This is a genomic window from Roseomonas alba, from assembly GCF_019430885.1.
GTDB lineage: Bacteria > Pseudomonadota > Alphaproteobacteria > Acetobacterales > Acetobacteraceae > Neoroseomonas > Neoroseomonas alba.
Genome location: NZ_JAHYBZ010000002.1, coordinates 423626 through 447473, shown reverse-complemented (window position 1 = coordinate 447473; position 23848 = coordinate 423626). Strand labels below are relative to the sequence as shown.

The window sequence follows — 23848 nt, the reverse complement described above, 5'->3', positions numbered from 1 at the left end:
AGTCCTTCAGGCAGTGCCGACGGAACCCGGCGGGTTCGCGCGGTCCTCGGCCTGCACGCCGAGGAATTTCAGCTTCCGATGCAGCGCGCTGCGCTCCATGCCAACGAAATTCGCGGTGCGACTGATGTTACCGCCGAAGCGCAGCAGTTGCGCTTCCAGATACTGCCGCTCGAAAAGCTCACGCGCCTCGCGCAGCGGCAGCGTCATGATCTCCGACGACCGGTCGAGCTTCAGCACCGCCGGCGCGGCCGCCCCAACCTGCGGCGGCAGCATGTCGGGGCGGATCGCCTCCTTCGCGTCGCCCGGCGCCATGATCAGCAGCCAGTCGATCAGGTTGCGCAGCTCGCGGACATTGCCCGGCCAGTCATAGGCCTGCATGGCGGCGAGCGCGTCCTCGGAAAGCTCGCGGGACGCCATGCCCGTGGTCTCGGCCGAACGGCCCATGAAGTGACGGGCCAGGACCGGGACATCCTCGCGCCGTTCGCGCAGCGCCGGCACGCGCAGCGGCACCACGGCCAGGCGGTAGAAAAGGTCCTCGCGGAAGCGGCCGGCGGCGATCTCGGCGGCAAGGTCGCGGTTGGTCGTGGACAGCACGCGCACATCCACCTTCACCCGCGTGCCGCCGCCGATGCGCTCGAAGCCCTGCTCCTGCAGCGCGCGCACGATCTTGCCCTGGGTTTCCAGCGGCATGTCCGCCACCTCATCCAGCAGCAGCGTGCCGCCATGGGCGCGTTCCAAAACGCCGGCGCGCCGCGGCTGGGCGAGCGGATCCGGCCCGGCCTCGACGCCGAACAATTCCTCCTCGAAGCGCGCGGGATTCAGCGTCGCGCAGTTCAGCACCAGGAACGGCCCCTCGGCGCGGCGCGACCGCGCATGGATCATCCGTGCGGCGACTTCCTTGCCGGCACCGGCAGGCCCGGTGATCAGGACGCGCGATCCGGTCGGCGCGACCTTCTCGATCGCGCCGCGCAACTGCGACAGCGGCACGGAACCGCCGACGAGTTCCGTCTCGGCCCCGGCGCGCAGTTTCAGCTCGCTGTTCTCGCGCTTCAGCCGCGCGGCTTCCAGTGCGCGCGCGACGATCAGCAGCAGCCGGTCCGATTTGAACGGCTTCTCGATGAAGTCATAGGCGCCCTGCTGGATCGCCTGGACCGCGGTCTCGATGGTGCCGTGGCCGGAGATCATCACCACCGGGACCTGCGGTTCCTCGACATGCAGCGCCTCGAGGATGCCGAGCCCGTCCAGGCGCGAATTCTGCAGCCAGATATCGAGAATGACGAGCGACGGCCGCCGCTGCCGGAAGGCAGCGATGGCGGTATCGGCGTTGTGCGCCTGCCGCGTCTCGTACCCTTCATCCGACAGGATCCCCTCGATCAGGGCCCGGATGTCGGGTTCGTCGTCGACGATCAGGATCTCATGCGCCATGCGCGACCTTCGCTCCCTCGGCGGCCCGCGTCGAATCGGCACCCGATTCCGATCCGACCGTCGGCGCCTTCACTGGAAGGATCAAGGCCACCCGCGCACCAGGGCCGTCTTCGCGATCCTCCAGGGCCAGCCGCCCGCCATGGTCCTCCATGATCTTCTTCACGATGGCAAGGCCAAGCCCGGTTCCTTTCGCCTTGTGCGTGACATAGGGCTCGGTCAGCCGGTCGCGTTCTTCCTCCCGCGGCAGGCCGACTCCGTCATCCTTGACGATGAAGCGGATATCGGCCGGGCCCGATTCGACGCAGGCATGGATGTGGCCTGCGCCATCCTCCGCCCGCATGGCCACGGCATCCGCCGCATTCTGCAACAGGTTGGTCAGTGCCTGGCCGATCAGCCGGCGATCGCAGGCGATCATCGGCGCCGGATCGGCATAGGCGGTCTGGTAGGCGATCTCGGGATGCGCATCGCGCTGGAGGACCAGTGCCTCGCGCAGGAGCTGATTGGCATCCTCGGGCTTGATGACCGGCTGGGGCATGCGCGCGAAGGCGGAAAATTCATCGACCATGCGCCCGATGTCACCGACCTGCCGCACGATGGTGTCGGTGCACTGGCGGAAGGTATCCGGATCGTCGGTGATCTGCTTGAGATAGCGGCGCTTCAGCCGTTCGGCGCTGAGCTGGATCGGCGTCAGCGGGTTCTTGATCTCATGGGCAATGCGCCGCGCGACATCGGCCCAGGCCGCCTTGCGCTGCGCCGAGACGAGTTCGGTGACGTCGTCGAAGGTCAGCACGAAGCCGTCGACGCGCCCGTTCTGCATCTCGGCGCCGAGCCGCGCGATGAACGTCCGCCGCGCGGCGGGCGAGCCGGACCGGATTTCGGCGGTCTGGGTGCGGTCGGGCTGGGCGCGCACCGCCTCGATCAGCGGGGCGAATTCCGGCGCGACGCCCGCCAGCGGCAACCCGATCGCTGCATCGAGATCGACGCCGAGCAATGCCGAGGCCGACCGGTTCGGCAGGTTCACGCGCCCTTCCACATCGAGCCCGATCACCCCGGCCGAAACGCCCGACAACACCGTCTCGGTGAAGCGCCGCCGCTCGTCGATCTGGCGATAGGCTTCCATCAGCTCGCCGCGCTGGGCGGAAAGCTGGCTCGTCATGCGGTTGAAGGCACGCGACAGCGAGGCGACCTCGTCATCGGCTTCGCCTTCCTGTACGCGGGTCGAGAGGTCACCGCCGCGTACGCGCTCCGCCGCCGTGATCAGGCGCGAGATCGGTCCCGCGATGCGGTTCGCGATCAGCAGGCCGAGCAGCACGGCAGCCAGCAGCACCAGCAGCGTCGCGATGCCGAAGATCAGAAAGAAGGTGATCTGCAGATCGCCCTGGTTGCGATCCAGTCGGTCATATTCCTGGAAGGCCAGTTCCGTGGTGCGCATGTGCTCCAGCACGCCCGGATCGACGGGGCGGCTGATCATCAGCATCAGCCCCGGCGGCACGCCGAGCCCGGGCGGGAAATTGAGAGCGACCAGGGCGCGCACCCGCCCCTCCCCGCCTTCGCCCGGGAAGACGACAACCTCGCCGCTGCGCGCCTGCTCGATGGCCCAGGAGGGCGGCGCATCCACCACGGAACCCGTCACGAAACCCGCCGAGGCGATCACCTGCCCGAGCGTCGGTTCCACCACCAGCGCGTCGGTCAGGCCCCGGATGGCGGTATGCGTCGCCAGCAGCCGCGCGAAGGCGATGCCGTTGTCCGGCAGCAGCCGCGGCGCCTCCCGGTTCAGGTCGTTCGCGATGGCGAGGATGTCGGCGCGGATGGTGTTGCGGTGTTCCTCGAGATAGGCGCGGGACGCCACCAGCGAGGCTTCCAGCGTGTTGCGCACCCGGTCCGAGAACCAGGACTGGATGCCGAGGTTGAAGAACACCGCCGAAAAACCCGCGACGAAGATCGCCGGCACTACCGCGACCACGCCGAACAAAAGCACCAGACGTACATGCAGCCGCGACCCGGCAGATCCGCGCCGCCGTTCCACCCACATGCGCACCAGCCGCACCGCGAGCGAGGCCGCCAGCAGCAACAGCACGGAGAGGTTGGCGAGGATGATGCCGACCACCCCGCCCGGGCTGGTTGGCCCCAGCGGCGTGCCGCCGGACAGCGCGATGAAGGTCGCGATGCCCAGCACCAGCGCGACGACCGCAAGCCCGATCGTCACCCCGCCGCCCTGCAGCAGATGCCCCGCGCGGCCGGCCCAGGATGGCTTCAGCGGAAGCGCAGGCGCCTCACCCATATTCTGCGCGCGCGCAGCGGGACGGCCCGCGCCGCGACGCCGGAACAGGCCCAGCATGGTCAGGGCCCGCGCATGGTCAGGACAGGCCGCGCACCACGGGCAGCTCGAGCTCGCGGATCTTCTTGCGCAGCGTGTTGCGATTGAGGCCGAGCATGGCCGCCGCCTTGATCTGGTTGCCCCTTGTAGCACCAAGGGCGAGTCGGAGCAGCGGCCGTTCGACCTCGGCCAGGACGCGCTCATAGAGGTCGCGCACCGGCATGCCATCCTTGTGCGCGGCCATGAAGCCCTGGAGGTGGCGCTCGACCGCCTGTTCCAGCGTCGCCGGCTGGGTCTGCCCGTCCGGGCCGGAGGGCTGCGCCGCCTCGGCCAGTTCGGCCGCGACGGCGTCCCCGCCGATGACCTCCTGTGGGTAGAGCGCGGCAAGGCGCCGCATCAGGTTTTCCAGCTCGCGCGCATTGCCTGGCCAAGCATGCGCCTTCAGCCCTTCCAGTGCCTCGGGCGACAATTGCTTGGATGGCAGGCCAGAAGCCCGGGCGCGATCGAGGAAGTGGCGCGCCAGCAGCGGAATGTCCTCGATGCGCTCGCGCAGCGGCGGCAGGCGGATCGGCACGACGTTGAGGCGGTAGAACAGATCCTCGCGGAACAGGCCCTGTCGGATGAGTTGCCGCAGGTCGCGATGGGTTGCCGCGACGATGCGGACATTGGCCTTGATCGGCTGGCGGCCGCCGACGGTGGTGAATTCACCTTCCTGCAGCACGCGCAGCAGGCGGGTCTGCGCCTCGGGCGGCATGTCGCCGATCTCGTCGAGGAAGAGCGTGCCACCGGCCGCCTGCTCGAAGCGGCCGATGCCGCGGTTGAGCGCGCCGGTGAAGGCGCCGCGCTCATGGCCGAACAGCTCGGCCTCGATCAGTTCGCGCGGGATCGCCGCCATGTTGATGGCCACGAAGGGGCCGGCGCGGCGCTTGCCGTAGTCGTGCAGGGCGCGGGCGACCAGCTCCTTGCCGGTGCCGCTCTCGCCGGTGATCATCACCGTGAGGTCGGTCGTCGTGAGCCGCGCGACGGTGCGGTAGATCTCCTGCATCGCGGCCGACCGGCCGACCAGCGGCAGCTTCTCGCCGCCCTCATTGTCGTCGGCCACGGCCGGTTCCGCCGGCGCGGCCAGGGCGCGCTCGACGACGGCGAGCAACTCCTTCAGGTCGAAGGGCTTCGGCAGGTATTCGAAGGCGCCACGCTGGGTCGCCTTCACCGCGGTCGCGAAGGTGGACTGGGCGGACATCACCACGACACGCAGCTCGGGCCGCACGCGCTTGATGCGCGGCACCAGGTCGAGGCCGTTCTCGTCCGGCATCACCACATCGGTGATGACAAGGTCGCCTTCCCCATCCTCCACCCAGCGCCACAGCGTGGCGGCCGAGGACGTCGCCCGCACCTGATAGCCGGAACGCGCAAGCGCCTGGCTAAGCACGGTCCGGATGGCGCGGTCGTCATCGGCAATGAGAATGGTGCGCGAATCGGTCATTGAGCAGTTCCGAGGCTTCCCGGCGGGGGCGCAGGCATGGAAAGGCGGAACACTGTCCGGCCAGGCCGGCTGTCGCATTCGATCAGCCCGCCCTGGTCGGCCACGAGTTTCGCCGCGAGCGCGAGGCCGAGCCCCTGTCCCCCCCGCTTCGTGGAGACGAAGGGTTCAAAAAGCGTGCCGCGGATTTCCTCGGCGATTCCGGGGCCGTTGTCGCGGACGCTCACCTGCAATGGCAGGTGCACACGGTCGGTGGAACCGGGCACAGCGATACGCACGCCATGCTGGTAGGCCGTGGAGAGTGCAATTTCCCCGTGTGTCGGATCGATCGCTTCTGCCGCATTCTTCACCAGATTGAGCAAAATCTGAACAAGAAGGTCGCGATTCCCCCAGACGGGCGGCAGGGACGGATCATAATCTTCAGTGATGCGCAGATGAGAGGCAAAGCCCGTCAGCGCGATGCGCCGCACGTGGTCCAGCACCCGATGGATGTTCACCGGCGCCAGTTCGACCGGGCGTTCGGAGAACATGTCGAAGCGATCGACCAGGCCGCGGATGCGGTCGGCCTCGTCCTGGATGAGCAGGCAGAGCTCGCGATCCCCCTCCCCGGCATTCTGCTCGAGAAGCTGCGCTGCCCCGCGGATGCCTGAGAGCGGGTTCTTCACCTCATGCGCCAGCATCGCCGCCATGGCGGAAGCACCACGCGCCGCACCGCGGAAGTTCAACTGCCGGTCCAGCATCTGCGCCGTCGACCCGTCCTGCAGGGTCAACACAACCGCGCCCGGAATCTCCGGCAGCGGCGCGCCGTGCACGCTCACGCCGCGGCGGTTCAGCTTGGGGCTCTCCAGCACGAGGTCATGATCGGAAATCGGCGCGTCGATCTGCCGGACCTGCCCGATCAGGGCGAAGATCCGCCCATCCTCCGGCAACAGATCGGCGAGCCGAAGCTGCGCCAGCGAGGCAGCGGAGGTCCGGAAGAACTGCTCTGCCGCCGCATTGGCGAAGACGAAGCGATTCTCGACATCCAGCACCACCACCGGCACCGGCATGGCGCCCAGGATCGCCGCGGATTCCGGGATGGCGCGGCCCTTCCAGCCGATCGGGCGCACCGCGCGGCGCAGGAGATTGGATTTCATGCTGCGATACGCTCCTCGCCGGCCTCACGGAAGGCGTCGCGCACCGCCTCCACGCCGCGCTCGATCAACGGATCGTAGAAGGCGTGGACTAGGTCGAGCACCGCCTCCGCCGTCTCGCAGCGATTCACCGCTACGCGGAATTCGGCCGAACCGGGCAGGCCTTTGGAATACCAGGCGACATGCTTGCGAGCGAGGCGCACGCCGGGGCTGTCGCCATGGTGTTCCAGCATGTCGCGGTAGTGGTCGAGCAGGATCCGCTTCTGCTCGGCGAGCGTGGGTTCCGCCGCATCCTCACCGCGCAGCCGCGCGGCGACCACGGCGGGGAACCAGGGGCGGCCGTAGCAGCCACGGCCGATCATCACGCCATCCGCGCCGGACCGGCGTAGCGCTTCCTCCGCCTGCTCGACGGTGACGATGTCGCCATTGGCGATGACGGGAATGTCCACCGCCTGCTTCACCGTCGCGATGAAGTCCCAATCCGCCGTGCCGGTGTAGAACATCTGCCGGGTCCGGCCATGCACCGTGACCATGCGGATGCCGGCCTCCTGCGCGATGCGCGCCAGACGCGGCGCATTCAGGCTGGCGTGGTCCCAGCCCATGCGCATCTTCAGCGTCACCGGCACGGACACCGCCTTCACCGTCGCCTCCAGGATGCGCGCGGCTGCGATCTCGTCGCGCATGAGCGCGGAGCCGGCCGACTGTCCGACCGCGACCTTCTTCACCGGGCACCCGAAATTGATGTCCACCACTGCCGCGCCGCGATCGACCACCAGGCGCGCCGCCTCGGCCATCGTCTCCGGGTCGCAGCCGGCGAGTTGCACCGAGGCCGGGCCGCCAAAGCCATCCACCTCCGCCATCTTCAGCGTTTGGCGATTGGTGCGCACCATGGCCTGGGAGGCGATCATCTCGCTGACCACCATCGGCGTGCCCAGCGCGCGGGCGAGCCGACGGAATGGCAGGTCGGTCACCCCGGACATCGGTGCGAGGATCACCGGCGTGTCGATGGAGACGCCGCCGAGGTCGATCGCCGGCAGGCTCTTCGCGCAATGGTTGCTCATGATTTGGGCAAGTTAGGCGCAAAGATCCCGCATCGCAACACGCCTCATGTAGATTGCCGCCCAAGCGCGCATCGGGACCTGCCTGTTGCAGGGCACTCCATGCAACGGCATCTTGTGCATCGCAACAAGGCCGGGAAATCCCTGATGTTCTCTCTCGATCGCTGGGCGCCTTACGCGCTCGGCGTGCTGCGCATCGTCGCGGCGCTGGTTTTCTTCGAGCACGGCACGCAGAAGCTGCTCGGCTTCCCCGTGCGTCCGGGGGGTGGAGACGGACCCGCCCTGTTCTCGATCTATTGGCTCGGCGGCGTCCTCGAACTGGTGGGTGGCGCGCTGCTCGTCCTCGGTCTCTTCACCCGGCCGGTCGCCTTCATCCTGTCGGGCCAGATGGCCGTCGCCTACTGGTTCTGGCACGCGCCACGCAGCGTCTATCCGCTGCTGAACGGCGGCGATGCGGCGGTCCTCTACTGCTTCCTCTTCCTTTACCTGGTCTTCGCCGGCCCGGGCGCCTTCGCCTTGGACAAGGTGCGGAAATAGTCTATGCGCCGGCCCCTTGCCGGGGGCCGGAGCCAGCTATGACCATGGATGCCCTGCTGATGGCCGCCGGTTCCGGCACGCGCTTCGGCGCGCCGGAACCGAAGCAGTATCTGCCGCTGCGCGGCCGCGCGGTGCTCCGCCATTCGGCCGAGGCGTTGCTGCGGGATGGGCTGGTGCGCCGCATCCTGCCGGTCGTGGCCCCTGGCGAGGAGCGCCGCGTCGCGGCATTGCTGGCCGGGCTGCCCGCCATGCCGCCGGTCGGCGGCGGCGCGACCCGCGCGGCCAGCGTCCGGGCGGGGCTCGAAGCCCTGGCGGCCGATCCGCCCGATCTTGTGCTGGTCCATGACGCGGCGCGGCCGGTCATCCCGGACGGCACCATCGCCGCCCTGCGCGCGGCCCTGGCCGATGCCCCGGGGGCCATCCCCGCCCAGCCGGTGTCCGATACGCTGAAGCGCGGCGCCGCGGGCCACATCCTGGAAACCGTCCCGCGTGAGGGCCTGTTCCGCGCCCAGACGCCGCAGGCCTTCCGCTTCGATGCGCTGCTGGCCGCGCATCGCACCGGCGACGGCAGCGCGACGGACGATGCCGCGCTGCTGGAGGCCGCCGGCCTGCCCGTCGCGCTGGTGCCGGGGGGCGAGGCCAACATCAAGATCACCTGGCCCGAGGACCTCGCCCGCGTGGAAGCCCATCTCGCCGCCTGCCTGATCCCGCGCATGGGGACCGGCTTCGACGTTCACCGCCTGGTGCCCGACCGCCCGCTGGTGCTGTGCGGTGTGACCATCCCCTCGCCGTTCGGCCTGTCCGGACATTCGGATGCCGATGTCGGCATCCATGCCCTGTGCGACGCGATCTACGGCGCGCTCGCCGAGGGCGACATCGGCCGCTGGTTCCCGCCCTCCGAAGCGCAGTGGAAGGATGCCGACAGTGCCCGCTTCCTGCGCCACGCGGCCGGGCGCATCGCAGCCCGCGGCGGGATGCTCGCCAACGCCGATGTCACGCTGATCTGCGAACGCCCGAAGATCGCCCCCCATGCCGAGGCCATGCGCGCACGCCTGGCCGAGTTGCTCGGGGTGGGAATCGGCGCGATCTCGGTGAAGGCGACGACCACCGAACGGCTGGGCTTCCCGGGCCGTGGGGAAGGCATCGCGGCCCAGGCCGCCGCCGTCGTCCTTGTCCCACCGGAAGCCTGAGACCTGCGGCCTGGGGCAGTTGTGCCGGATGCGGCCAATGTGCCGCCCGGTTGGACCTCGCCGCGCATCTTCATAGCACGACGCGGCGATATGAGGCGTCGCACTTTCTACCTTGCTTGCCTGTTCCGAGACGGGACCTCTGTGCCTATCTATGGTGAAGCGCCCAGCGGCGCCGATGGCGGCGAGAATGGAGCGACTGACCTCACCCCTACCTGACCAGGCGAAGGCCTGTGCTTTCTGCGTCGAGCCCGGCCAGGAGCAGGCCGGCATCGCCGCGCGCCCGGCGTGCGTGTGCGACGCGCATGACGAGGCACTGGAGGGGCTGGTGGCGCGGGCTTCCCAGGTCGATCCCGAGGGGCCGGACCATCCGAAGCGTGTCGGGCAGATCGCCTCCATCCTGGGCGAGGAGGTCGGCCTGCCCGCCGAGGAGCGCGACCTGCTCGCGCGGGCCGCGGCCCTGCACGACATCGGCAAGATGGCCCTGCCCGAAGGCGTGCTTGGCCACCGCGATGTGCTGGACGAGGAAGGGCGGCGCCAGATGGAACGCCATACCCTGCTCGGGGCCAGCATCTTGGCCCATGCCAAGGCGCCCTGGATGCGGCTCGCCGGCATTATCGCGTTGACCCATCACGAGCGCTGGGATGGCAGCGGCTATCCGGCCGGGCTCCGGGGCGAGGACATCCCACTTGCCGGGCGGCTGGTCGCGGTCGCCGATGTCTATGACGCGCTGCGGTCCGACCGACCCTACAAGGACGCGCAGGACCACGAGGAAGCGCTGCAGCGCATCCTGCAAGGCGATGGCCGGATCGCTCCCTCGCAGTTCGACCCCGTCATCCTGGCGGCGCTCCGGCGGCGCGATGCGGATATCGCGGCGGTGCCCCGGTAGGGACCGCGGATCAGACGGCCTCGGGCAGTGCGGCAGCGTCCGGGCGGCTCAGGGCCCTGATCACATCGGGGATCTGCGACACCGGCACCGCACGGCCGAACAGGTAGCCCTGCGCCACGTCGCAGCCCTCGGCGCGCAAGCGGTCAAGTTGCTCCTCGGTCTCGACGCCCTCCGCGATGACCGCCATGCCGAGGCTGCGGCCGAGACCCGTCACCGCCCGCACGATCGCCGCGGCATCCCCGCCCGCGGGCAGATCCTGCACGAAGGAGCGGTCGATCTTGAGCTGGTCGAAGGGAAATACGCGGAGTTGCGTCAGCGAGGAATATCCGGTGCCGAAATCGTCCATGGCGATGCCGACGCCGCTTGCGCGAATGGCGAGCAATTGGCTGAGCGCCGAATCGGCATTGGCCAGCAGCACCGTCTCGGTCACTTCCAATTCCAGCCGGTCCGCCGGCAGCCCGGAATCGGCCAGGGCCGCGGCGACCTCCTCGGGCAGGCGGCCCTCCTCGAGCTGGGCGGGGGCGATGTTCACGGCAACGGTCAGCGGCGCGGGCCATCCGGCGGCGATGCGGCAGGCCTCCCGCAGCACCCAGGAGCCAATCCCCTGCATCAGGCCGAGCTGCTCGGCGACCGGCAGGAAGACGGGCGGGGCAAGCATGCCACGGTCGGGATGGCGCCAGCGGATCAGCGCCTCGAAGCCGGTCAGCCGGCCTTCGGGCAGCGCGACCTGGGGCTGAAAATGCAGTTCGAAGGCATTCTCCGCGACCGCCCGGCGAAGAGCGACCTCCATCGCCCGGCGCTCCTGCCAGCGGCGGTCCATCTCCGGGCTGAAGCGGCGGAAGCCACCGGCGCCTTCGGCGCAGGTCTCGTTGCGCGCCATCGCCGCGCGGCGAAGCAATTCGGCGGCCCCCATGCCGTCGGTGGGCGCCACCGCGATGCCGATGCGCGGCGTCACGACCACCGTTTCGCCGCTGATCAGGTATGGCCGGCCAAGCAGTTCCACGAGCCGCCGGCCGAGCGCCGCGGCGTGGTCGCCATCGGCGACTTCGGTCTGCAGGACGGCGAATTCCTCGCCGGCCATGCGGGCGACCAGGTCGGCATCGCGCACCGCCGCCTGCAGGCGACGCCCGGCGGCGCGAAGAAGATCCTCCCCGATCGCATGGCCGAGCACGTTGTTCACGGCGCGGATGCCTTCGAGGTCGCAGAGCAGCACGGCGCTGCCCGCGCGCCGGCGCGGCGGCCGGTCGAGGGCGGCGGCGAGCCGGGCCTCAAACATCGCGCGATCAGCGAGACCGGTCAGCGGATCGAAGCCGCCCGTCCCACCGGCGAGCCGGGTCTCCGCCGCCAGTGCGATGACCCAGGATCCCCCCGAGGCCCGCCGGACGGAAAAACGCAGCCCGGGCGCTCCCGGCAAGTGCAGCGCGAACTCATCCTCCGCCCCCGGCAGGGTAGCGGCGAGGCACTGCGCCACCAGCGCCGCGACCGCATCACGGTCGAGACGGGGGCTGGCCTCGAGCACATCGTGCAGGCCCCGCGCATGGCGACCACTGCGCGGCAGGCCGAGCAGTGCCACGGCACGGCCGCTGACGAGACCGACATTGAGTTCTGCGTCGAAGCTTAGCAGCCCCTCGGCGGCCTGCGTGTCAGGCTCTTGCCCGCCCGGCTTCGGGGCGCCATCACCATCCGCCATCCCGTCCATGCCGCATCGCCTGACCTGATCGAAAGGATTCGTGCCTGTCCCGGACGGCACAGACACGCCCCCATGATCAAGCCACGTAACGTGAAGAGGTAAAGGAAGCGTGGAGGCCGGGCAGACGGGCGGCGTGGCGGAAGGCCGCCGGCCGCGCAGGGCCGCCCCGAACCGACGCCACGCCGTCAGGCGCGCGTCAACCGTGCCGGCGCCGCGGCGCATCCCCCCGATTCCGCTGCGGCAGGTCCTGGTTGGTGGCAGCATCCGTGGTTCCGGGCTGGTCGTCGTGGCCAGCGCAGCGGAAGACATCGCTGCCATCCGTTCGAAACCAGTCCTGAAGCCGGTCGCCTATACCGACCATCGCGCATTCCTTGAACCGAGTGGCCACATGATGCCACGGTATTCAACTAATGCGCGATTATTCATATCACAATGAAAAGCTCGCCGGTTTCACGCGCCATTCACGGTAAGGCTGGATCAGCGCGCCCGTTCAAGCACCGACACGTAATTGGCGACCGCCGCGCCACCCATATTGAAGACCCCGCCCAATTCCGCCTGCGGAAGCTGCATCGCGCCTGCCGTGCCGGTGAGCTGCATCGCCGCCAGCACATGCATCGAGACGCCCGTCGCTCCGATCGGATGCCCCTTGGCCTTGAGCCCGCCGGAGCGATTCACGGGCAGGCGGCCATCCGCCCGGGTCCAGCCTTCCAGGATCGCGCGCGCGCCCTGCCCTTCCGGCGTCAGGCCCATCGCCTCGTATTCGATCAGCTCGGCGATGGTGAAGCAGTCATGGGTCTCGACGAAGGACAGGTCGGACAGGCTGATGCCCGCCTGCTCATAGGCACGCGCCCAGGCGGTGCGCGCGCCCTCGAAGCGGATGATGTCGCGCGCGGCGATCGGCAGCAGGTCGTTCACCTGCACCGCGGCGCGGAAGCGGATGGCCTTGCCCATGGCCGCGGCCGTCTCTTCATCGGCGAGCACCAGGGCGGCGGCACCGTCGGAGACCAGCGAGCAGTCGGTCCGCTTCAGCGGGCGGGCGACATAGGGGTTCTTCTCGCTCTCGGTGCGGCAGAAGTCGAAGCCGAGATCCTTGCGCATCTGGGCCCAGGGATTGTCGACGCCGTTGCGATGGTTCTTCGCCGCGATGGCCGCCAGCGCATCCGACTGGTCGCCATGGCGTTGGAAATAGGCCTCGGCGATGCGCCCGAAGACGCCGGCGAAGCCGCCTTCGATGTCCTGCTCGGTCTTGCGGTAGGATGCCGTCAGCAGGATGTCGCCGACCTTCGGGCCAGGGGTGGAGGTCATCTTCTCGGCGCCCACCACCAGCGCGATATGCCCACGGCCCGCGGCGATGAAATCCCGCGCGCCGTGGATGGCCGCGGACCCGGTCGCGCAGGCATTCTCGAAGCGCGTCAGCGGCTTGAAGCGCAACTCGGGGACGGATTGCAGCACCAGGGAGGATGGGAATCCCTGCGGTGTGAAGCCCTCCCCGAAGACGCCGACGAAGCCGGCATCGACATCCCCGGGCGCGATGCCGGCATCCTCGATCGCGGCGCGGGCGACGCCGGCGATCAGGCTTTCCAGGTCGGGTGCGTCCTCGCGCTTGCCGAAAGGCGAATGGGCCCAGCCGATGATGCAGGCGTCGGTCATGGTGGTTCCTCCTGGTTCGCGACATGCCTGGCGCGTCCGCATGAGGAGAGCGGATATGCGGGGCACTGACAACAAGGCTGAGATGGCATCGCCCCGCGCGGGACAAGGGGTCGGATGCGGGGCCTTGCATTCGGAGGTGCCCCCCACCGACGGTTCAGGACATCTTCGCTGCCGGCGACGCGCCTTCGAAGGCCGGCCCCGGGTCCTCCGCGTCCAGCCCCGAGCGCGCGGCCACATGGGCGCTCAGATCCGCCGCCGTGGCCGGCTTGTGCAGACCGGGCGTCATGCGCAGGCCAAGCGTGGCGAGCGCGGCGTCCCAGGCCCCGGAATCTCCGCGCCAATCCGCCCCGGCGGGGCGGGCCACGGACAGGCGGTGCACCGGATGAGCAGCCGGAACCTGCCCCCGATAGTTCACCAGCACGACGGCAACACGCGCTGCGGTGAAGCGCATATCCAGCGCCTCAAGCAGCGCCGCGACCGCTGCGCCATTGGTATCGCGCGGCGCGATGGCCCGCACGAACACGATGTTGCGCGCCGTGGCCGCGAGACCGAAGAAGCGCCGCGCGAGATGCGCCGTCCGCTTGCGCGGTGCCTCGAGGTGGTCCGCCCAATCCGCGACGACCGGCCGACCCTCCAGCCGCCTGTCGCGAGGGAACTCATGCTGGAGGCGGATGCCGTACCGCGCATTCCCGACGGCATCGCCATCGGCCGAGACGGACAGGTCCTCCTGTCGGTACAGCGCCTCGGCATCGCCGTCGCGGATGAAGCGCGCTGCCCCCTCCGTCGTGCTGATCCACCAGTCGAACGGGTAGGCCGTCGCGAAACCGTAATGGCGGCGCAGATTGTAGGCCGTCTCGCAGGCCCGCCCGAGGGACACCAGATGGTCGATGCTCGATCCCGCGAAGGAAGCCAGCGGAACGATTGGCATGGGGTCGGAAACCCTCCCTGAAATGTCGGGCCCAAAAGCCGTCCGGCGACGGACGATGGCGGTCAGCCTAGCAGGACATCCCGCACTCCGGCATGGAAGGCGCGGCGCTCGGCCGGGAAATCCATGCCATACGCGGCCGCGAAGGGTGGCTGCGGCCAGCAGGACAGCGTCACGATCACCGTCCCGGTCGCGCGGTTCACATAGAGGCTCTGCCCCGCGAATCCCACGGCGACCATCGCGCCGTCCGGATCGATCCACCAGGAATAGCCATAGCCATCCGCGCCATAGCTGGTGGTCGCGGGATCGAGCGCGAAATGACGCGTCCCTGCCTGGGCCACCCAGCCTTCGGGCAGGATGCGGCGATCGCCGGCGATGCCGTCCTCCAGGATGAACTGACCGAAGCGGGCGAAGTCGCGCAGCACGATGCCGGCGCGGCTGCCGCCGATCTCCTGCCCGTCCTCGGATTCCAGAGTGTAGAAGGCGTCGGCCTCCATCCCGGCCGGGCCCCAGATGGCGCGCGACATGGTCGCCGCCAGCCCCTCCCCCATCACCGCGCTGACCAGGCAGCCGAGGACATAGGTGTCCCCGGTGCAATAGGCGAAGCGGCTGCCGGGCGGGGCCTCGGGCGGCAGGGAGCGCATCAGGGCCAGCACGCCGCCCGGCACCTTGTCGCCGATCGATTTGCTGTAGCGGTTCACCTCGGATTGGCGGTCCGTGTAGTCCTCCGACCAGCGCACGCCGGAGGACATGGTCATCAGGTGGCGGATGGTCACCGCGTCATAGGCCGAGCCGCGCAGGGCCGGCAGATGGGCGGAGACGGTCTCCTCCAGGCTGCCGATGCGCCCTTCGGCAAGCGCCACGCCGACCAGCGTGGCGGTCAGCGACTTCACCGTGGACATGGTGGTCCAGCGCGTCGTCTCGGTCAGGCCGAGGCCATAGCGTTCGAGCCGGATGACACCGTCCTGCAGCACGATGAGTCCGGCGACCTGGCTGCGGCGGAGGAAATCCTCGAGGCCTAGCACCGCATTCCCGCGCCGGTAGCGCGGCGCGATCTCCGGGCCACGCAGCAGCGGGCGCGGCCGGGCGCCGCGATGGATGGTGCGCGTCGCGAAGATGGACCCGACATGAGCATAGGCGACGGGCTGCTGGGTGGGCGGAAGAAGGAGGAAATCCTCGCCCGCCGGCAGATGGAGGCGAGGCTCGGCGAGCGGGGCGGTCATATCCTCAGCGTCCTTTCACAAGTCTCTCAAAAAGCGGGGCGAGCCGTTCCGCCAGCGCCTCTGGATCGGCATCGGCCAATGCCTCCAGGCCGATTGCCTGCCGCATCATCTGGAAGCCGGCAACCAGGGACAGGTCACTTCGGACGCTGGCGCCAGCTGTTCAGCGTGATCTTGGCCGTGACATGGCTCGCAGGCGGCGCATCGATCCAGCAGGTCGCGGCCGATCTCGGCTACAAGAGCATCCCGAGTCTCATGCCGATGTTTTGCAAGGCGCTCGGCAGTTCGCCAGGGCACTACATGGCGGCGCGGCATTCGGGTTGAATTCGAGAGGAACGGATGAGCCCTGGCCGGGAAAGCGCCCTGCCGGAGCAGGGTCATGACGAGCCGCGCGTCGTTTGCCGCGCGTCACCAACGCGCAGCACCGGATGATCGCCCTTTTCGGAAGGTCCTCGCGACCGGCAAGGGTTCGAACGTTCTCGCGATCACGCGCCGCCGCCTCTACGACGCTGAAGACACTGGATTTCCTTGAGCGCCGACGATGCGGCGCTGGCGCAAGAATGGCGGCAATGGGCAGAACGTGGCGCGCCCTGAGCGTATCGAACCAGCCGTTCGCGGCAAATCGCTACAGCCGGGAAAACGCTGGTATTTCCTCGGTTTCCGCCGCACATTCCGTCCGGACCGGACCGCCGTGGACCGGCCGAAACCGGCTCCGCTGTGGGGACGGGCGTAGGGACGGGAAAGAGATGGCACTTCACGACAGGGCGCTGCCGGGACTGCCACCGGGTAGGCATTTCGATGATCGGGGCACGGGGCTGTTCTTCTTCGTCAGGCCGGACGGATCGCGCTCTTGGGGGCAGCGGCTTCGCATCCTCGGCAGGCAGCGCGACCTGGGGCTTGGCCCGTATCCTGAAATCCGACTGAGCGCCGCCAGGGAGGCAGCGAAGGTCAACAAGGAGGCTGCGCGGGACGGTCGCGACCCGCTGGCCGAAAAGCGGGCGCGGAGAGAGGCTGAGGCGCCGCGCAGCATGGCGGACGCCCTCGCCGCCTGGATCGAGGCGCATAGCCCGGCGTGGCGGTCGGCCAAGACGAAGCCGATGGTCGAGGCTTCGATGAAGCTGCACGCCCGGCGCCTGCTTCGCATACCCGCGAAAGACGTAACCATTGAGGACGTGCGGGCTGTGCTGGCGCCGATCTGGAACACCAAGCCGGTCGCCGCGAAGAAACTGCGGGGCTGGCTCGACAACGTGTTGGAGTTCGCCATCGCCGCGGGCTGGCGCTCCGGGGAGAACCCGGCGACGCCCCGGCGCTTGAAGCCGCTGCTGTCGCGGCCCGGCGCGGCGCGTGTGGTGCGGAACCACCCTGCCCTGCCCCTCGCCCGCATGCATGACTTCATGGCTCTGCTACGCGACCGGGACGGCGCTGCCGCCAGGGCTTTGGAGTTTGCCATACTGACCGCCGCCCGATCCGGCGAGGTCCGCGGCGCGACTTGGGGCGAAATCGACCTGGACCGCCGGCTGTGGGTCATCCCGGCGGCACGGATGAAGGTCGCGAAGGAACACCGCGTCCCGCTGTCTGCTCCTGCTCTCGCCATCCTGATCGATCAATTGCCCGGCGATGGCAGCAAGCCTGATCCGGCCGCGCTGGTGTTCCCCGGGCAGCGGCAGGGTCGGCCGTTGTCCGACATGACGCTGTTGAAAATCCTGCGCGACCTGGACGCTGGCGACCGGAAGGGCGGCGGCCCGGGTTGGCGCGATGAACAGGGCCATGTCGCCGTGCCGCATGGCTTTCGCAGCGCCTTCCGGGATTGGTGCGCGCTGACCGGAAAGGATCACGTCGCGGCCGAACTCGCTTTGGCGCACTCAGTCGGCAGCGCGGTGGAGCGGGCTTATCGCCGCGCCGATCTGGTCGAGCAGCGCGCCGTGCTGATGCGAGATTGGGCAGCCTTCATCGACGCGCCGCCGGCCCAGGTCGTTCCGCTGATCCGTGCGCGAGATGCGTCCTGATGCCGGACACGCTCCCACCCGATGAACTGGACGCGCTTCTGGCGGCTCTGCCGGCGGAGACACGGGCGCTGATGGAGCGGCACCTCGCCGCGACGCGGCCCGGCCCTCGCACCCACCGCGCCGCATGCGAGGTCGCCCGCATCCTCGCCGGCGGCCTCACGCCCGAAGCCTTCGTCGGCCTCGCGATGCGGCTGGCGGATGGGTTGGAGCGCCAGGGGGACGATGTTGCCGAGGCTGCCTTCGCCGCCATCGACCGGCGCGACGTTGCCACGGTGGCCGGATCGGCAAGCGCGACCGCGCGAACGGACAGAGCGGCCGCCCGCGATGTGGCGATACGCGAAGCCTGGGTGGCCCTGTCGCCCACTCTGTCGGCGCGTTCCCGTGCCAGCATCCTGCGACGGCGGCACGGTTGGACGCGGGCGATGGTTCTGCGCGCGGTGACGGCTGGCGCCTGAAGAAAGTGGTCCGGGAGCATCGGCAGGCGGACCACCCACCCCGCTAGATAGTCGGGCCTCGCAACCGGAGGCCCCCATGCCGAACCCTTCAGCCCGCAACCTGCCGCGTGTCGCGGTGCATGACGACACCGACCCGCCTGCCGCACCCACGCTCGCCGTGACGGTAATGGAGGCGGTCCGCATCACCGGCCTCGGCCGCGTCACAGTCCTTGAAGCCATCTGCGATGGTCGCCTTCAGGCCGTGAAAGCCGGCCCGCGCGTCCTGGTCCTGATGGACAGCCTGCGCGCCTTCCTCGCTTCGCTACCCCCGGTTCGGAGCGCGTCTTGATGACTGCCAACGATCAATCGCGCGCGCCGCGCGTCGCGGGTGTCACGGTCCAGCCTGCATGGCTCACCGTCGCGAACGCCGTGACCTATTCCGGCCTCGGCCGGACCCTGATGTTTGAACTCGTCGTCTCCGGTCGGGTCCGCTCCGCGAAGGTCGGCAAGCGCCGGCTCATCGACCGGGCGGGCCTTGACGCCTTTCTCGCGTCGCATGTGACGGGAGGCGGGGCATGAACGCGCCCATGAGCCTAGGCCAAATACTGGCGCGGGATCGCCGCATGTCGGCCATCCATGAAGCCGGACACGCCGTTGTCGGAATGGCGCTGGGCGCGCGGCTCTGCTCCGCCTCAATCTGGCAGCGCGAAGGGGATTTCGATCCTCACGATGAAAAGACATGGGGCGGGCACGCCTTCATCGATCACTGGCCGTCCCCGCGCCCCTCGACCATCCACAAGGCGATGATCGGCGTGGCTGGCATGGTTGCTGAGGAAGCGTGGAAGGCGCGCGGTTGCCTTGAGGAATACGGTTTCGATGATGATGACTTCTGGCGGCTCTCGCTGGAGGAACTGGCCTGCATGTCCGCCACGGATTGGCAAGGGATAGGCTTCCGCGCGCCGGCCGTAGGCACTGACGCGGATTGGCGTCGGGCCGAAAGGGCCTGCCTTCGCGTCGCGAAAATACTGAGGCCGGGCACCGGATCACACTGGCCCCAACTGCTTTGCGCGGCCCGCGACTTGATCGACGATCGACGCCCCCGATGGTGGTGGATGCCGGAGGTGTTCGCGGCTCACCGCGCCAAGGAAGGCTGGGCATGAGCGCATCAATGCCCAAGGCCTCATCCAAGGCGCTTGCGAAGGAAGCGCGGCGCGTCCGGCCGGCGGCGAAGCGGCAACGGGTTCGGCGGGCTTTCGCCGCGGCGCTCTGCGACGTTCTCTCCGACACGGACCTGACGGATGAACTGTTGCTGGCGATAGCGAAGCTCTATGACCGGGACGGCCTGTGCGATGAAGGCATCTGCTTCGCCGGCGATGCCATCCGCCTAACGGCGGGCGCGGTTCTTCCGCCGCCGGATGCCCTGGCGCTGACGGATCGGTTCGTAAACCGGGCCCATCCGCGCGCCCTGGCGATCCTGCACGACGCGGAGGATCGGCTGGACCGCATAGAGGCTGAGGCCAACCAAGAGGCACTTCGGAATGCTGTGCCGCTAGGGAACGCCTGACCGGACCACGCCCTCATGGAAAGCTGGCCGTGTGGGGACGGCTGTGGGGGATGGCTGGATCGCGGCTCATCGGATCGGCCCGAAGCGCACAGAAAACCGCCGTTTCCCGGAGTGGATAGGGCGCCGGACGGAGGAACCGAACCGATGCGATGCCATGCTGCCCGTCCGGCCGGTGGAGACTGCCCTTTTCCCAGGGGCGGCTGGCGCTGCCCTGCCCCGCCTCGCCGCGTCGGGCGCCGGCGTAGGCCCTCCATGCCGTATTCCCGGCGATGCTCAGGGCTCACCCTCTCCTGCATCATCTACAGGGTCGCCTTCTACTCCGTAAAAGTGTGAACTTCGACAGTATAGGGCACGGAGTAGGCGTCACATGTGGCGCTCCATGACGCGGGAAGGGCCACATAATCGGCCAGGTAATGGAAACTCCATTACCACATGACTATTGTATGCCTCGCACATAGTTGGAGCGCGAGGGGATGGCGAAGCCCAGGGCGAAGGATGATCCGGGCCTCACCGTGGCGGAGTGGGATGCGCGGCTGGCGGACCTGCAACGGCGACAGGCGGAGACGAAGGCCGGCCTCGCCGCCCTGTCGGACCGGCGCCGGGCCATTGCGCTCAAGGTGACGGACGGGGACGCCGCGGCGACCGAGGAACTGGCGGGGCTCAACAGCAAGACCGCCGAACTGATCGCCGCCGAGGACATGCTGAGCATGAGCCTGGAGCAGGCAACGCAGTCCCGCGACGCGGCGGCCAAGCAGGAAGCCTTGGCGGCCGAGGCGGATCGGCAGAGCCGGATCACGGCAACCTGCCGGCGCGTGGTCGAGGCCTCCGCAAAGGCCGATGTGGCCTTCGCCGCCCTTCGCGTCGCCCTAGAAGCGCGGAAGAAGGCTGCCAGGGAACTCTACAACCTCGACTTTCCCCAATCCCGCCTGCTGCTGCCTGCCGGGGTGCAGCGGGCAGCCTGCCATCATGGCCTGGAAACCTTCCTCGGCATCGAGCGGAGCCTGACCCGGCACGCTGCGCCTCTGGCGATAGGCGATGCGGAGTTGCTTGCGCTCCGGTCGGGTCGGGACGTGGCGGACCTTGCCGCGGAGGACGCGGCATGAGTGCCTGGACCGCCGAGCAGGCCGTCAAGGGCGCCGAACTGCTGAAGGCAGCGGATCGCGTGGATCGGGCTTTCGTCGCCCTCCGGCTCGCCCTGAAGCGGCGGGAGAAGGCGGCGCGGGAACTGCGCGATCTCGGCTATTCCGCGGCGCCCCTGCCTTCGAAGCGGGAAGTGACGCTGGCTGCCTATCGCCACGGCATCGCCCCGCTGCTCCGCTTGGAATGCATGTCGCAGCGGCACGCCCGGTCGATGGTCGCGGCGGACGCGCTTGCGCTGTCCTTCCTGCCGGTCTCGCCGCCGGCCCCCAGCACCACCCGAGGAACGCGGAGCCGGCGCGCCGGGCTCCCGGAGGTCGCAGCATGACCGCCGCACAGGGAACCATCCTGAAGGCCAGCGAGGACAAGCGCAGGCTGTATGGCGTCGCGTTGGTGGCGGGCGTGGTCGATACCCAGGGCGACCTGATCGATGAGGTCGAATTGGAGGAAGCCGCCGTGCGCTCGATGCGCGCCGGCATCGCCGCGCGCATGCAGCATGACGGCGTGGACCGCGGGCAGGTGATCGCGAGTTTTCCCATGACCCGGGAAATCGCGGCCGCCCTCGGCTTCACCCTGCCAACCGGCAACGGCCTCTGGCTCGTCGGCCTGGAGTTCGCCCCCGAAGCGTGGCCCGCCGTCCGCGCTGCCGTTGCGGCAGGGGCAGGCCTTTCCATCGGCGGATCGGGAGTGAGAACCTGACCATGAACACCTTCGCCTCCATGTTCGAGAAGGCCTCCGGCGGATCGCGCCGGCTGTCCTCCCTCAACGTCCGCGAGATTTCGGTTGTCGGCGTTCCGGCGGTGCCCGGCGCGCAGATCGGCATCGCCAAGGGCGGGGACCCTGTCCAGCATGTGGTGGCCCTCGCCAAGGCCTATGAGCCCACGGGCGAGGTCGCCGAGGCCATCCGGCTCGCGAAGGCCGGGGCAACGATGCCGCGGAGCTACTGGCAGAGCCAATTCCAGGAACTGGTGAAGTCCTTCGTCGTGCCCGGCAGCGTCCCGCCGGCGACGGCAACGCATCTGGCCCTCGCGCACCCGGGCGGGCTCGCCCTGCACCGCGCCACCCTGGCGGCGACGGCGTGAGCGCGACCGAGGCCGCGTCCGCGCCGCCCGTCTCCCGGCAGCAACGCCGGGCGATGGAGCGGGCGGAGCGCAAGCACGCCATGGCCTTGCCGGCGGCCGCCCTGGTCCGCCGCTTCCTGACCTCGGCCGGGCAGTCCGGCGGGGATGAGGCCATGCGGCTGCTGGCGCCGCACCTGCGCGTGCCGATGCTGCTGGCCCTGCGCCGCATGCCGGACGTGTCGCGGGAGGTCATCCAGGACGCGATCGAGGAACTCTGGCTCAGCCAGCACGCGGCCTTGCTGCGCGCCATCCCGGACGCCGGCGGCCTCCGGGCCCTCTTCATTGGGGCGGCATATCCCGTGCCCGACGACATGCCCGAGGCCTTCCCGATCTATCGGGGAAGCTGCGGCGTCCCGGCGGAGAAGGCGGCGCTCGGCATGTCGTGGACCACGGACCCGGACACGGCCGCGCATCACGCCTTCCAGAAGCGGCGCGAGGGATGGGGGGACCCGTGCGTCGTTCTCCGGGCCGAGGCCCGCCGGGAACAGGTCATCTTCAGTTCCGATGACATGGGCTGCAACGAAGTGATCCTCGATGCCGCCCCCGAGGCTTGGGAGGTCGTGGAGATGCCGATGGAGGCCATGGCCGACGCCGCGGATCGGAACCTGGAGAAAATTCGGACCTTCGCGGAGGAAGTCGCTGCCGGCCTGCATGGCTTCAGCCCGGCCGCGCGCCGCTTCACGGCGACGGCGAAGGCGATGATGCGGAGGGCCGCACGATGAACGCGCCGGCCCTCATGGCGTCCCTACCCCTGTTCACCCCGGCGCTTGTCCGGGCGGTGCTGCGGGAATACCGGCTTCCGCCGGGCGGCGTCCATGGGCCGGGCCACTGGCTCCGCGTGGCAGAGAACGGCGCCGCCCTGGCCGCCCTCACGCCCGGTGCAGATGCGGCGCTGATCGAGGTCTTCGCCCTCCTGCACGACGCGCGCCGGCTGTCCGAAGGGGATGACGGCCAGCACGGGGAGCGCGCCGCGGCCTTCTGCAAGGATCTGTCCCGCCGGGGCCTGCTGCGGATCGGCTCCGCCCGCCTCGCCCTGCTGATGGAGGCCTGCGCCGGCCACGAGAAGGGCGGCGTGTCGGCGGACCCCACCATCGCCTGCATGTGGGACGCGGACCGCCTGGAATTGGCCCGGTTAAACGTCCGCCCGCATCCGGCCCTGCTCTCGACCGAGGCCGCGAAGGCGCCGCCGATGCTGGCGGCGGCCTGGGAGCGCGGCCGCGGCGGTGCGCTCAACCGCGAGATCGCCACCCGCTGGGGGGTCCTGGGATGACCGAATACCGGAGCGAACCGCCGACCGGGGACGTGAAGCGGCCGAACCCCCGGAGCCGGCGCTTGCGCCCGGGCATCCCCTTCTCGCTGAAGAAGGCGGAGCGCGTGCGGCAGATGCGCCGGCAGCATCCCGACCTCGCCCTTGCGGACCTCGCCGCCCTGGTCGGGGAAGACCCGGAGCATGTCCGCCTCGCCCTCGCGACGCTGCGGACCTGGAACCCCAAGGCACCGCGCCGGCTGCTGAACGTGACGGATGCCGCCCGGGAGTTCGTGCGCCGGCATGCCCTTCCGGGGGAACCCGTATGGGCGACCGTGGACCGCCTGTTCGCCTCCATCGCCTCCATCGCCTCCAGGCGATAGGGCACACCATGGGCACGGCAGCCGCGGAAAGCGCGGCCCGGCGGGTCGTTCCCCGGCACATCGCCGGCACAGACCCCGCCGCAAGGGGTCACACGCCCCGGGGAAGCGCCCCCTCCGCCATGTCCGGACACGTCCTCCGGTCCCTCCCTGCGTCTGCCGCAACACGGCGGAACCCAAGGGCTTCCGGCCAGACAGGAGCACGGGATGGGCGCTCTACTGGCACCCCGGGGTCCTGGGTGCCCCTGTCGTCCCAGGCGCGACGAGAAGGCCCGCCACGCCCTCGCCAGGGGGCCGCCGGCGTCCAGCCCTGCAATTCCGCCTCTCGGCGCACCCGCCGACTGAGCGGCTTTCCTTGCCTTCAATTGCTGCTCCCCACGCCCGCGTCACATCACGCGCCTGAGCGACTGTTGCAAAGGTCAGGTAAGGCGGCTGGTATCGGCTTCGTC

General features: G+C 69.5%; 27 protein-coding genes. 17 read left to right on the top strand and 10 right to left on the bottom strand.

Translation table 11 applies throughout. The annotated features are described in order from the left end of the window. Positions 1-6 precede the first annotated feature (6 nt). The 5 genes from ntrX to dusB all read right to left on the bottom strand — a co-directional run bounded on the left by ntrX (position 7) and on the right by dusB (position 7416). A complete protein-coding gene (gene ntrX, locus KPL78_RS06625; RefSeq protein WP_219762123.1) occupies positions 7-1425 on the bottom strand; it encodes a nitrogen assimilation response regulator NtrX in 1419 nt (472 codons plus the stop codon). After that, positions 1415-3706: a sensor histidine kinase NtrY-like gene (locus tag KPL78_RS06620; RefSeq protein ID WP_219762535.1), complete on the bottom strand. Its 2292-nt coding sequence runs from the start codon at positions 3704-3706 to the stop codon at positions 1415-1417. The genes ntrX and KPL78_RS06620 overlap by 11 nt, the downstream gene beginning before the upstream one ends. 76 nt (positions 3707-3782) lie before the next feature. Next, complete coding sequence (gene ntrC, locus KPL78_RS06615) at positions 3783-5225, bottom strand: nitrogen regulation protein NR(I) (protein ID WP_219762122.1); 1443 nt, start codon at positions 5223-5225, stop codon at positions 3783-3785. After that, positions 5222-6358 (bottom strand): two-component system sensor histidine kinase NtrB, encoded by a 1137-nt coding sequence (locus tag KPL78_RS06610; protein ID WP_219762121.1) that lies wholly within the window; start codon positions 6356-6358, stop codon positions 5222-5224. Before KPL78_RS06610 ends, ntrC begins: the two co-directional genes overlap by 4 nt. After that, the gene (gene dusB / locus KPL78_RS06605) at positions 6355-7416 is read right to left on the bottom strand and encodes a tRNA dihydrouridine synthase DusB (protein WP_219762120.1); all 1062 of its coding nucleotides are present in this window, start codon (positions 7414-7416) and stop codon (positions 6355-6357) included. The genes KPL78_RS06610 and dusB overlap by 4 nt, the downstream gene beginning before the upstream one ends. Positions 7417-7560: 144 nt before the next feature. On the opposite strand from dusB, the gene KPL78_RS06600 reads away from it, so the two are divergent. From KPL78_RS06600 to KPL78_RS06590, 3 genes are all read left to right on the top strand, one after another. Beyond that, entirely contained in the window at positions 7561-7950 is a 390-nt protein-coding gene (locus tag KPL78_RS06600; protein ID WP_219762119.1) for a DoxX family protein, read from the top strand. A gap of 38 nt (positions 7951-7988) precedes the next feature. Then, positions 7989-9140: a bifunctional 2-C-methyl-D-erythritol 4-phosphate cytidylyltransferase/2-C-methyl-D-erythritol 2,4-cyclodiphosphate synthase gene (locus KPL78_RS06595; protein WP_219762118.1), complete on the top strand. Its 1152-nt coding sequence runs from the start codon at positions 7989-7991 to the stop codon at positions 9138-9140. Between the two features lie 187 nt (positions 9141-9327). Next, positions 9328-10026: an HD-GYP domain-containing protein gene (locus KPL78_RS06590; protein WP_219762117.1), complete on the top strand. Its 699-nt coding sequence runs from the start codon at positions 9328-9330 to the stop codon at positions 10024-10026. A gap of 10 nt (positions 10027-10036) precedes the next feature. Here the strand turns inward: KPL78_RS06590 and KPL78_RS06585 are convergent, their stop codons facing one another. From KPL78_RS06585 to KPL78_RS30760, 5 genes are all read right to left on the bottom strand, one after another. After that, the gene (locus KPL78_RS06585; RefSeq protein ID WP_219762116.1) at positions 10037-11725 is read right to left on the bottom strand and encodes a putative bifunctional diguanylate cyclase/phosphodiesterase; all 1689 of its coding nucleotides are present in this window, start codon (positions 11723-11725) and stop codon (positions 10037-10039) included. Positions 11726-12193: 468 nt separating this feature from the next. Continuing rightward, positions 12194-13366: an acetyl-CoA acetyltransferase gene (locus tag KPL78_RS06580; RefSeq protein WP_219762115.1), complete on the bottom strand. Its 1173-nt coding sequence runs from the start codon at positions 13364-13366 to the stop codon at positions 12194-12196. Between the two features lie 154 nt (positions 13367-13520). Then, complete coding sequence (locus KPL78_RS06575; RefSeq protein ID WP_219762114.1) at positions 13521-14294, bottom strand: DUF1796 family putative cysteine peptidase; 774 nt, start codon at positions 14292-14294, stop codon at positions 13521-13523. A gap of 62 nt (positions 14295-14356) precedes the next feature. Further along, positions 14357-15514 (bottom strand): serine hydrolase domain-containing protein, encoded by a 1158-nt coding sequence (locus tag KPL78_RS06570; RefSeq protein ID WP_219762113.1) that lies wholly within the window; start codon positions 15512-15514, stop codon positions 14357-14359. 4 nt (positions 15515-15518) lie between these two features. Continuing rightward, positions 15519-15641, bottom strand: a complete 123-nt coding sequence (locus KPL78_RS30760; RefSeq protein ID WP_408904481.1) for a TetR/AcrR family transcriptional regulator — start codon at positions 15639-15641, stop codon at positions 15519-15521. Positions 15642-15691: 50 nt separating this feature from the next. Here KPL78_RS30760 and KPL78_RS06560 point away from each other — a divergent pair, with 50 nt between their 5' ends. The 14 genes from KPL78_RS06560 to KPL78_RS06495 all read left to right on the top strand — a co-directional run bounded on the left by KPL78_RS06560 (position 15692) and on the right by KPL78_RS06495 (position 23402). Next, on the top strand, positions 15692-15835 hold the full coding sequence (locus KPL78_RS06560) for a hypothetical protein (RefSeq protein ID WP_219762111.1): 144 nt from the start codon (positions 15692-15694) through the stop codon (positions 15833-15835). A gap of 104 nt (positions 15836-15939) precedes the next feature. Further along, positions 15940-17517: a tyrosine-type recombinase/integrase gene (locus KPL78_RS06555; RefSeq protein WP_219762110.1), complete on the top strand. Its 1578-nt coding sequence runs from the start codon at positions 15940-15942 to the stop codon at positions 17515-17517. Further along, on the top strand, positions 17517-17972 hold the full coding sequence (locus tag KPL78_RS06550) for a hypothetical protein (protein ID WP_219762109.1): 456 nt from the start codon (positions 17517-17519) through the stop codon (positions 17970-17972). The genes KPL78_RS06555 and KPL78_RS06550 overlap by 1 nt, the downstream gene beginning before the upstream one ends. Before the next feature lie 76 nt (positions 17973-18048). Next, positions 18049-18300 carry a helix-turn-helix domain-containing protein gene (locus tag KPL78_RS06545; RefSeq protein ID WP_219762108.1) on the top strand — a complete coding sequence of 84 codons (252 nt, stop codon included), beginning with the start codon at positions 18049-18051 and terminating at the stop codon, positions 18298-18300. Beyond that, entirely contained in the window at positions 18297-18530 is a 234-nt protein-coding gene (locus KPL78_RS06540; RefSeq protein WP_219762107.1) for a MerR family transcriptional regulator, read from the top strand. Before KPL78_RS06545 ends, KPL78_RS06540 begins: the two co-directional genes overlap by 4 nt. Continuing rightward, on the top strand, positions 18527-19111 hold the full coding sequence (locus tag KPL78_RS06535; RefSeq protein ID WP_219762106.1) for a hypothetical protein: 585 nt from the start codon (positions 18527-18529) through the stop codon (positions 19109-19111). Before KPL78_RS06540 ends, KPL78_RS06535 begins: the two co-directional genes overlap by 4 nt. Continuing rightward, a complete protein-coding gene (locus KPL78_RS06530) occupies positions 19054-19515 on the top strand; it encodes a hypothetical protein (RefSeq protein ID WP_219762105.1) in 462 nt (153 codons plus the stop codon). The genes KPL78_RS06535 and KPL78_RS06530 overlap by 58 nt, the downstream gene beginning before the upstream one ends. Positions 19516-19988: 473 nt before the next feature. Next, the gene (locus KPL78_RS06525) at positions 19989-20618 is read left to right on the top strand and encodes a hypothetical protein (protein ID WP_219762104.1); all 630 of its coding nucleotides are present in this window, start codon (positions 19989-19991) and stop codon (positions 20616-20618) included. Next, positions 20615-20980, top strand: a complete 366-nt coding sequence (locus KPL78_RS06520) for a hypothetical protein (protein WP_219762103.1) — start codon at positions 20615-20617, stop codon at positions 20978-20980. The genes KPL78_RS06525 and KPL78_RS06520 overlap by 4 nt, the downstream gene beginning before the upstream one ends. Next, positions 20977-21351 carry an XkdF-like putative serine protease domain-containing protein gene (locus KPL78_RS06515; protein ID WP_219762102.1) on the top strand — a complete coding sequence of 125 codons (375 nt, stop codon included), beginning with the start codon at positions 20977-20979 and terminating at the stop codon, positions 21349-21351. The genes KPL78_RS06520 and KPL78_RS06515 overlap by 4 nt, the downstream gene beginning before the upstream one ends. Before the next feature lie 2 nt (positions 21352-21353). After that, a complete protein-coding gene (locus KPL78_RS06510) occupies positions 21354-21734 on the top strand; it encodes an HK97 family phage prohead protease (protein ID WP_219762101.1) in 381 nt (126 codons plus the stop codon). Next, positions 21731-22495 (top strand): hypothetical protein, encoded by a 765-nt coding sequence (locus KPL78_RS06505; protein ID WP_219762100.1) that lies wholly within the window; start codon positions 21731-21733, stop codon positions 22493-22495. The genes KPL78_RS06510 and KPL78_RS06505 overlap by 4 nt, the downstream gene beginning before the upstream one ends. Beyond that, on the top strand, positions 22492-23043 hold the full coding sequence (locus tag KPL78_RS06500) for an HD domain-containing protein (protein WP_219762099.1): 552 nt from the start codon (positions 22492-22494) through the stop codon (positions 23041-23043). Before KPL78_RS06505 ends, KPL78_RS06500 begins: the two co-directional genes overlap by 4 nt. A gap of 62 nt (positions 23044-23105) precedes the next feature. After that, positions 23106-23402, top strand: a complete 297-nt coding sequence (locus tag KPL78_RS06495; RefSeq protein ID WP_219762098.1) for a hypothetical protein — start codon at positions 23106-23108, stop codon at positions 23400-23402. Positions 23403-23848: the final 446 nt, after the last annotated feature.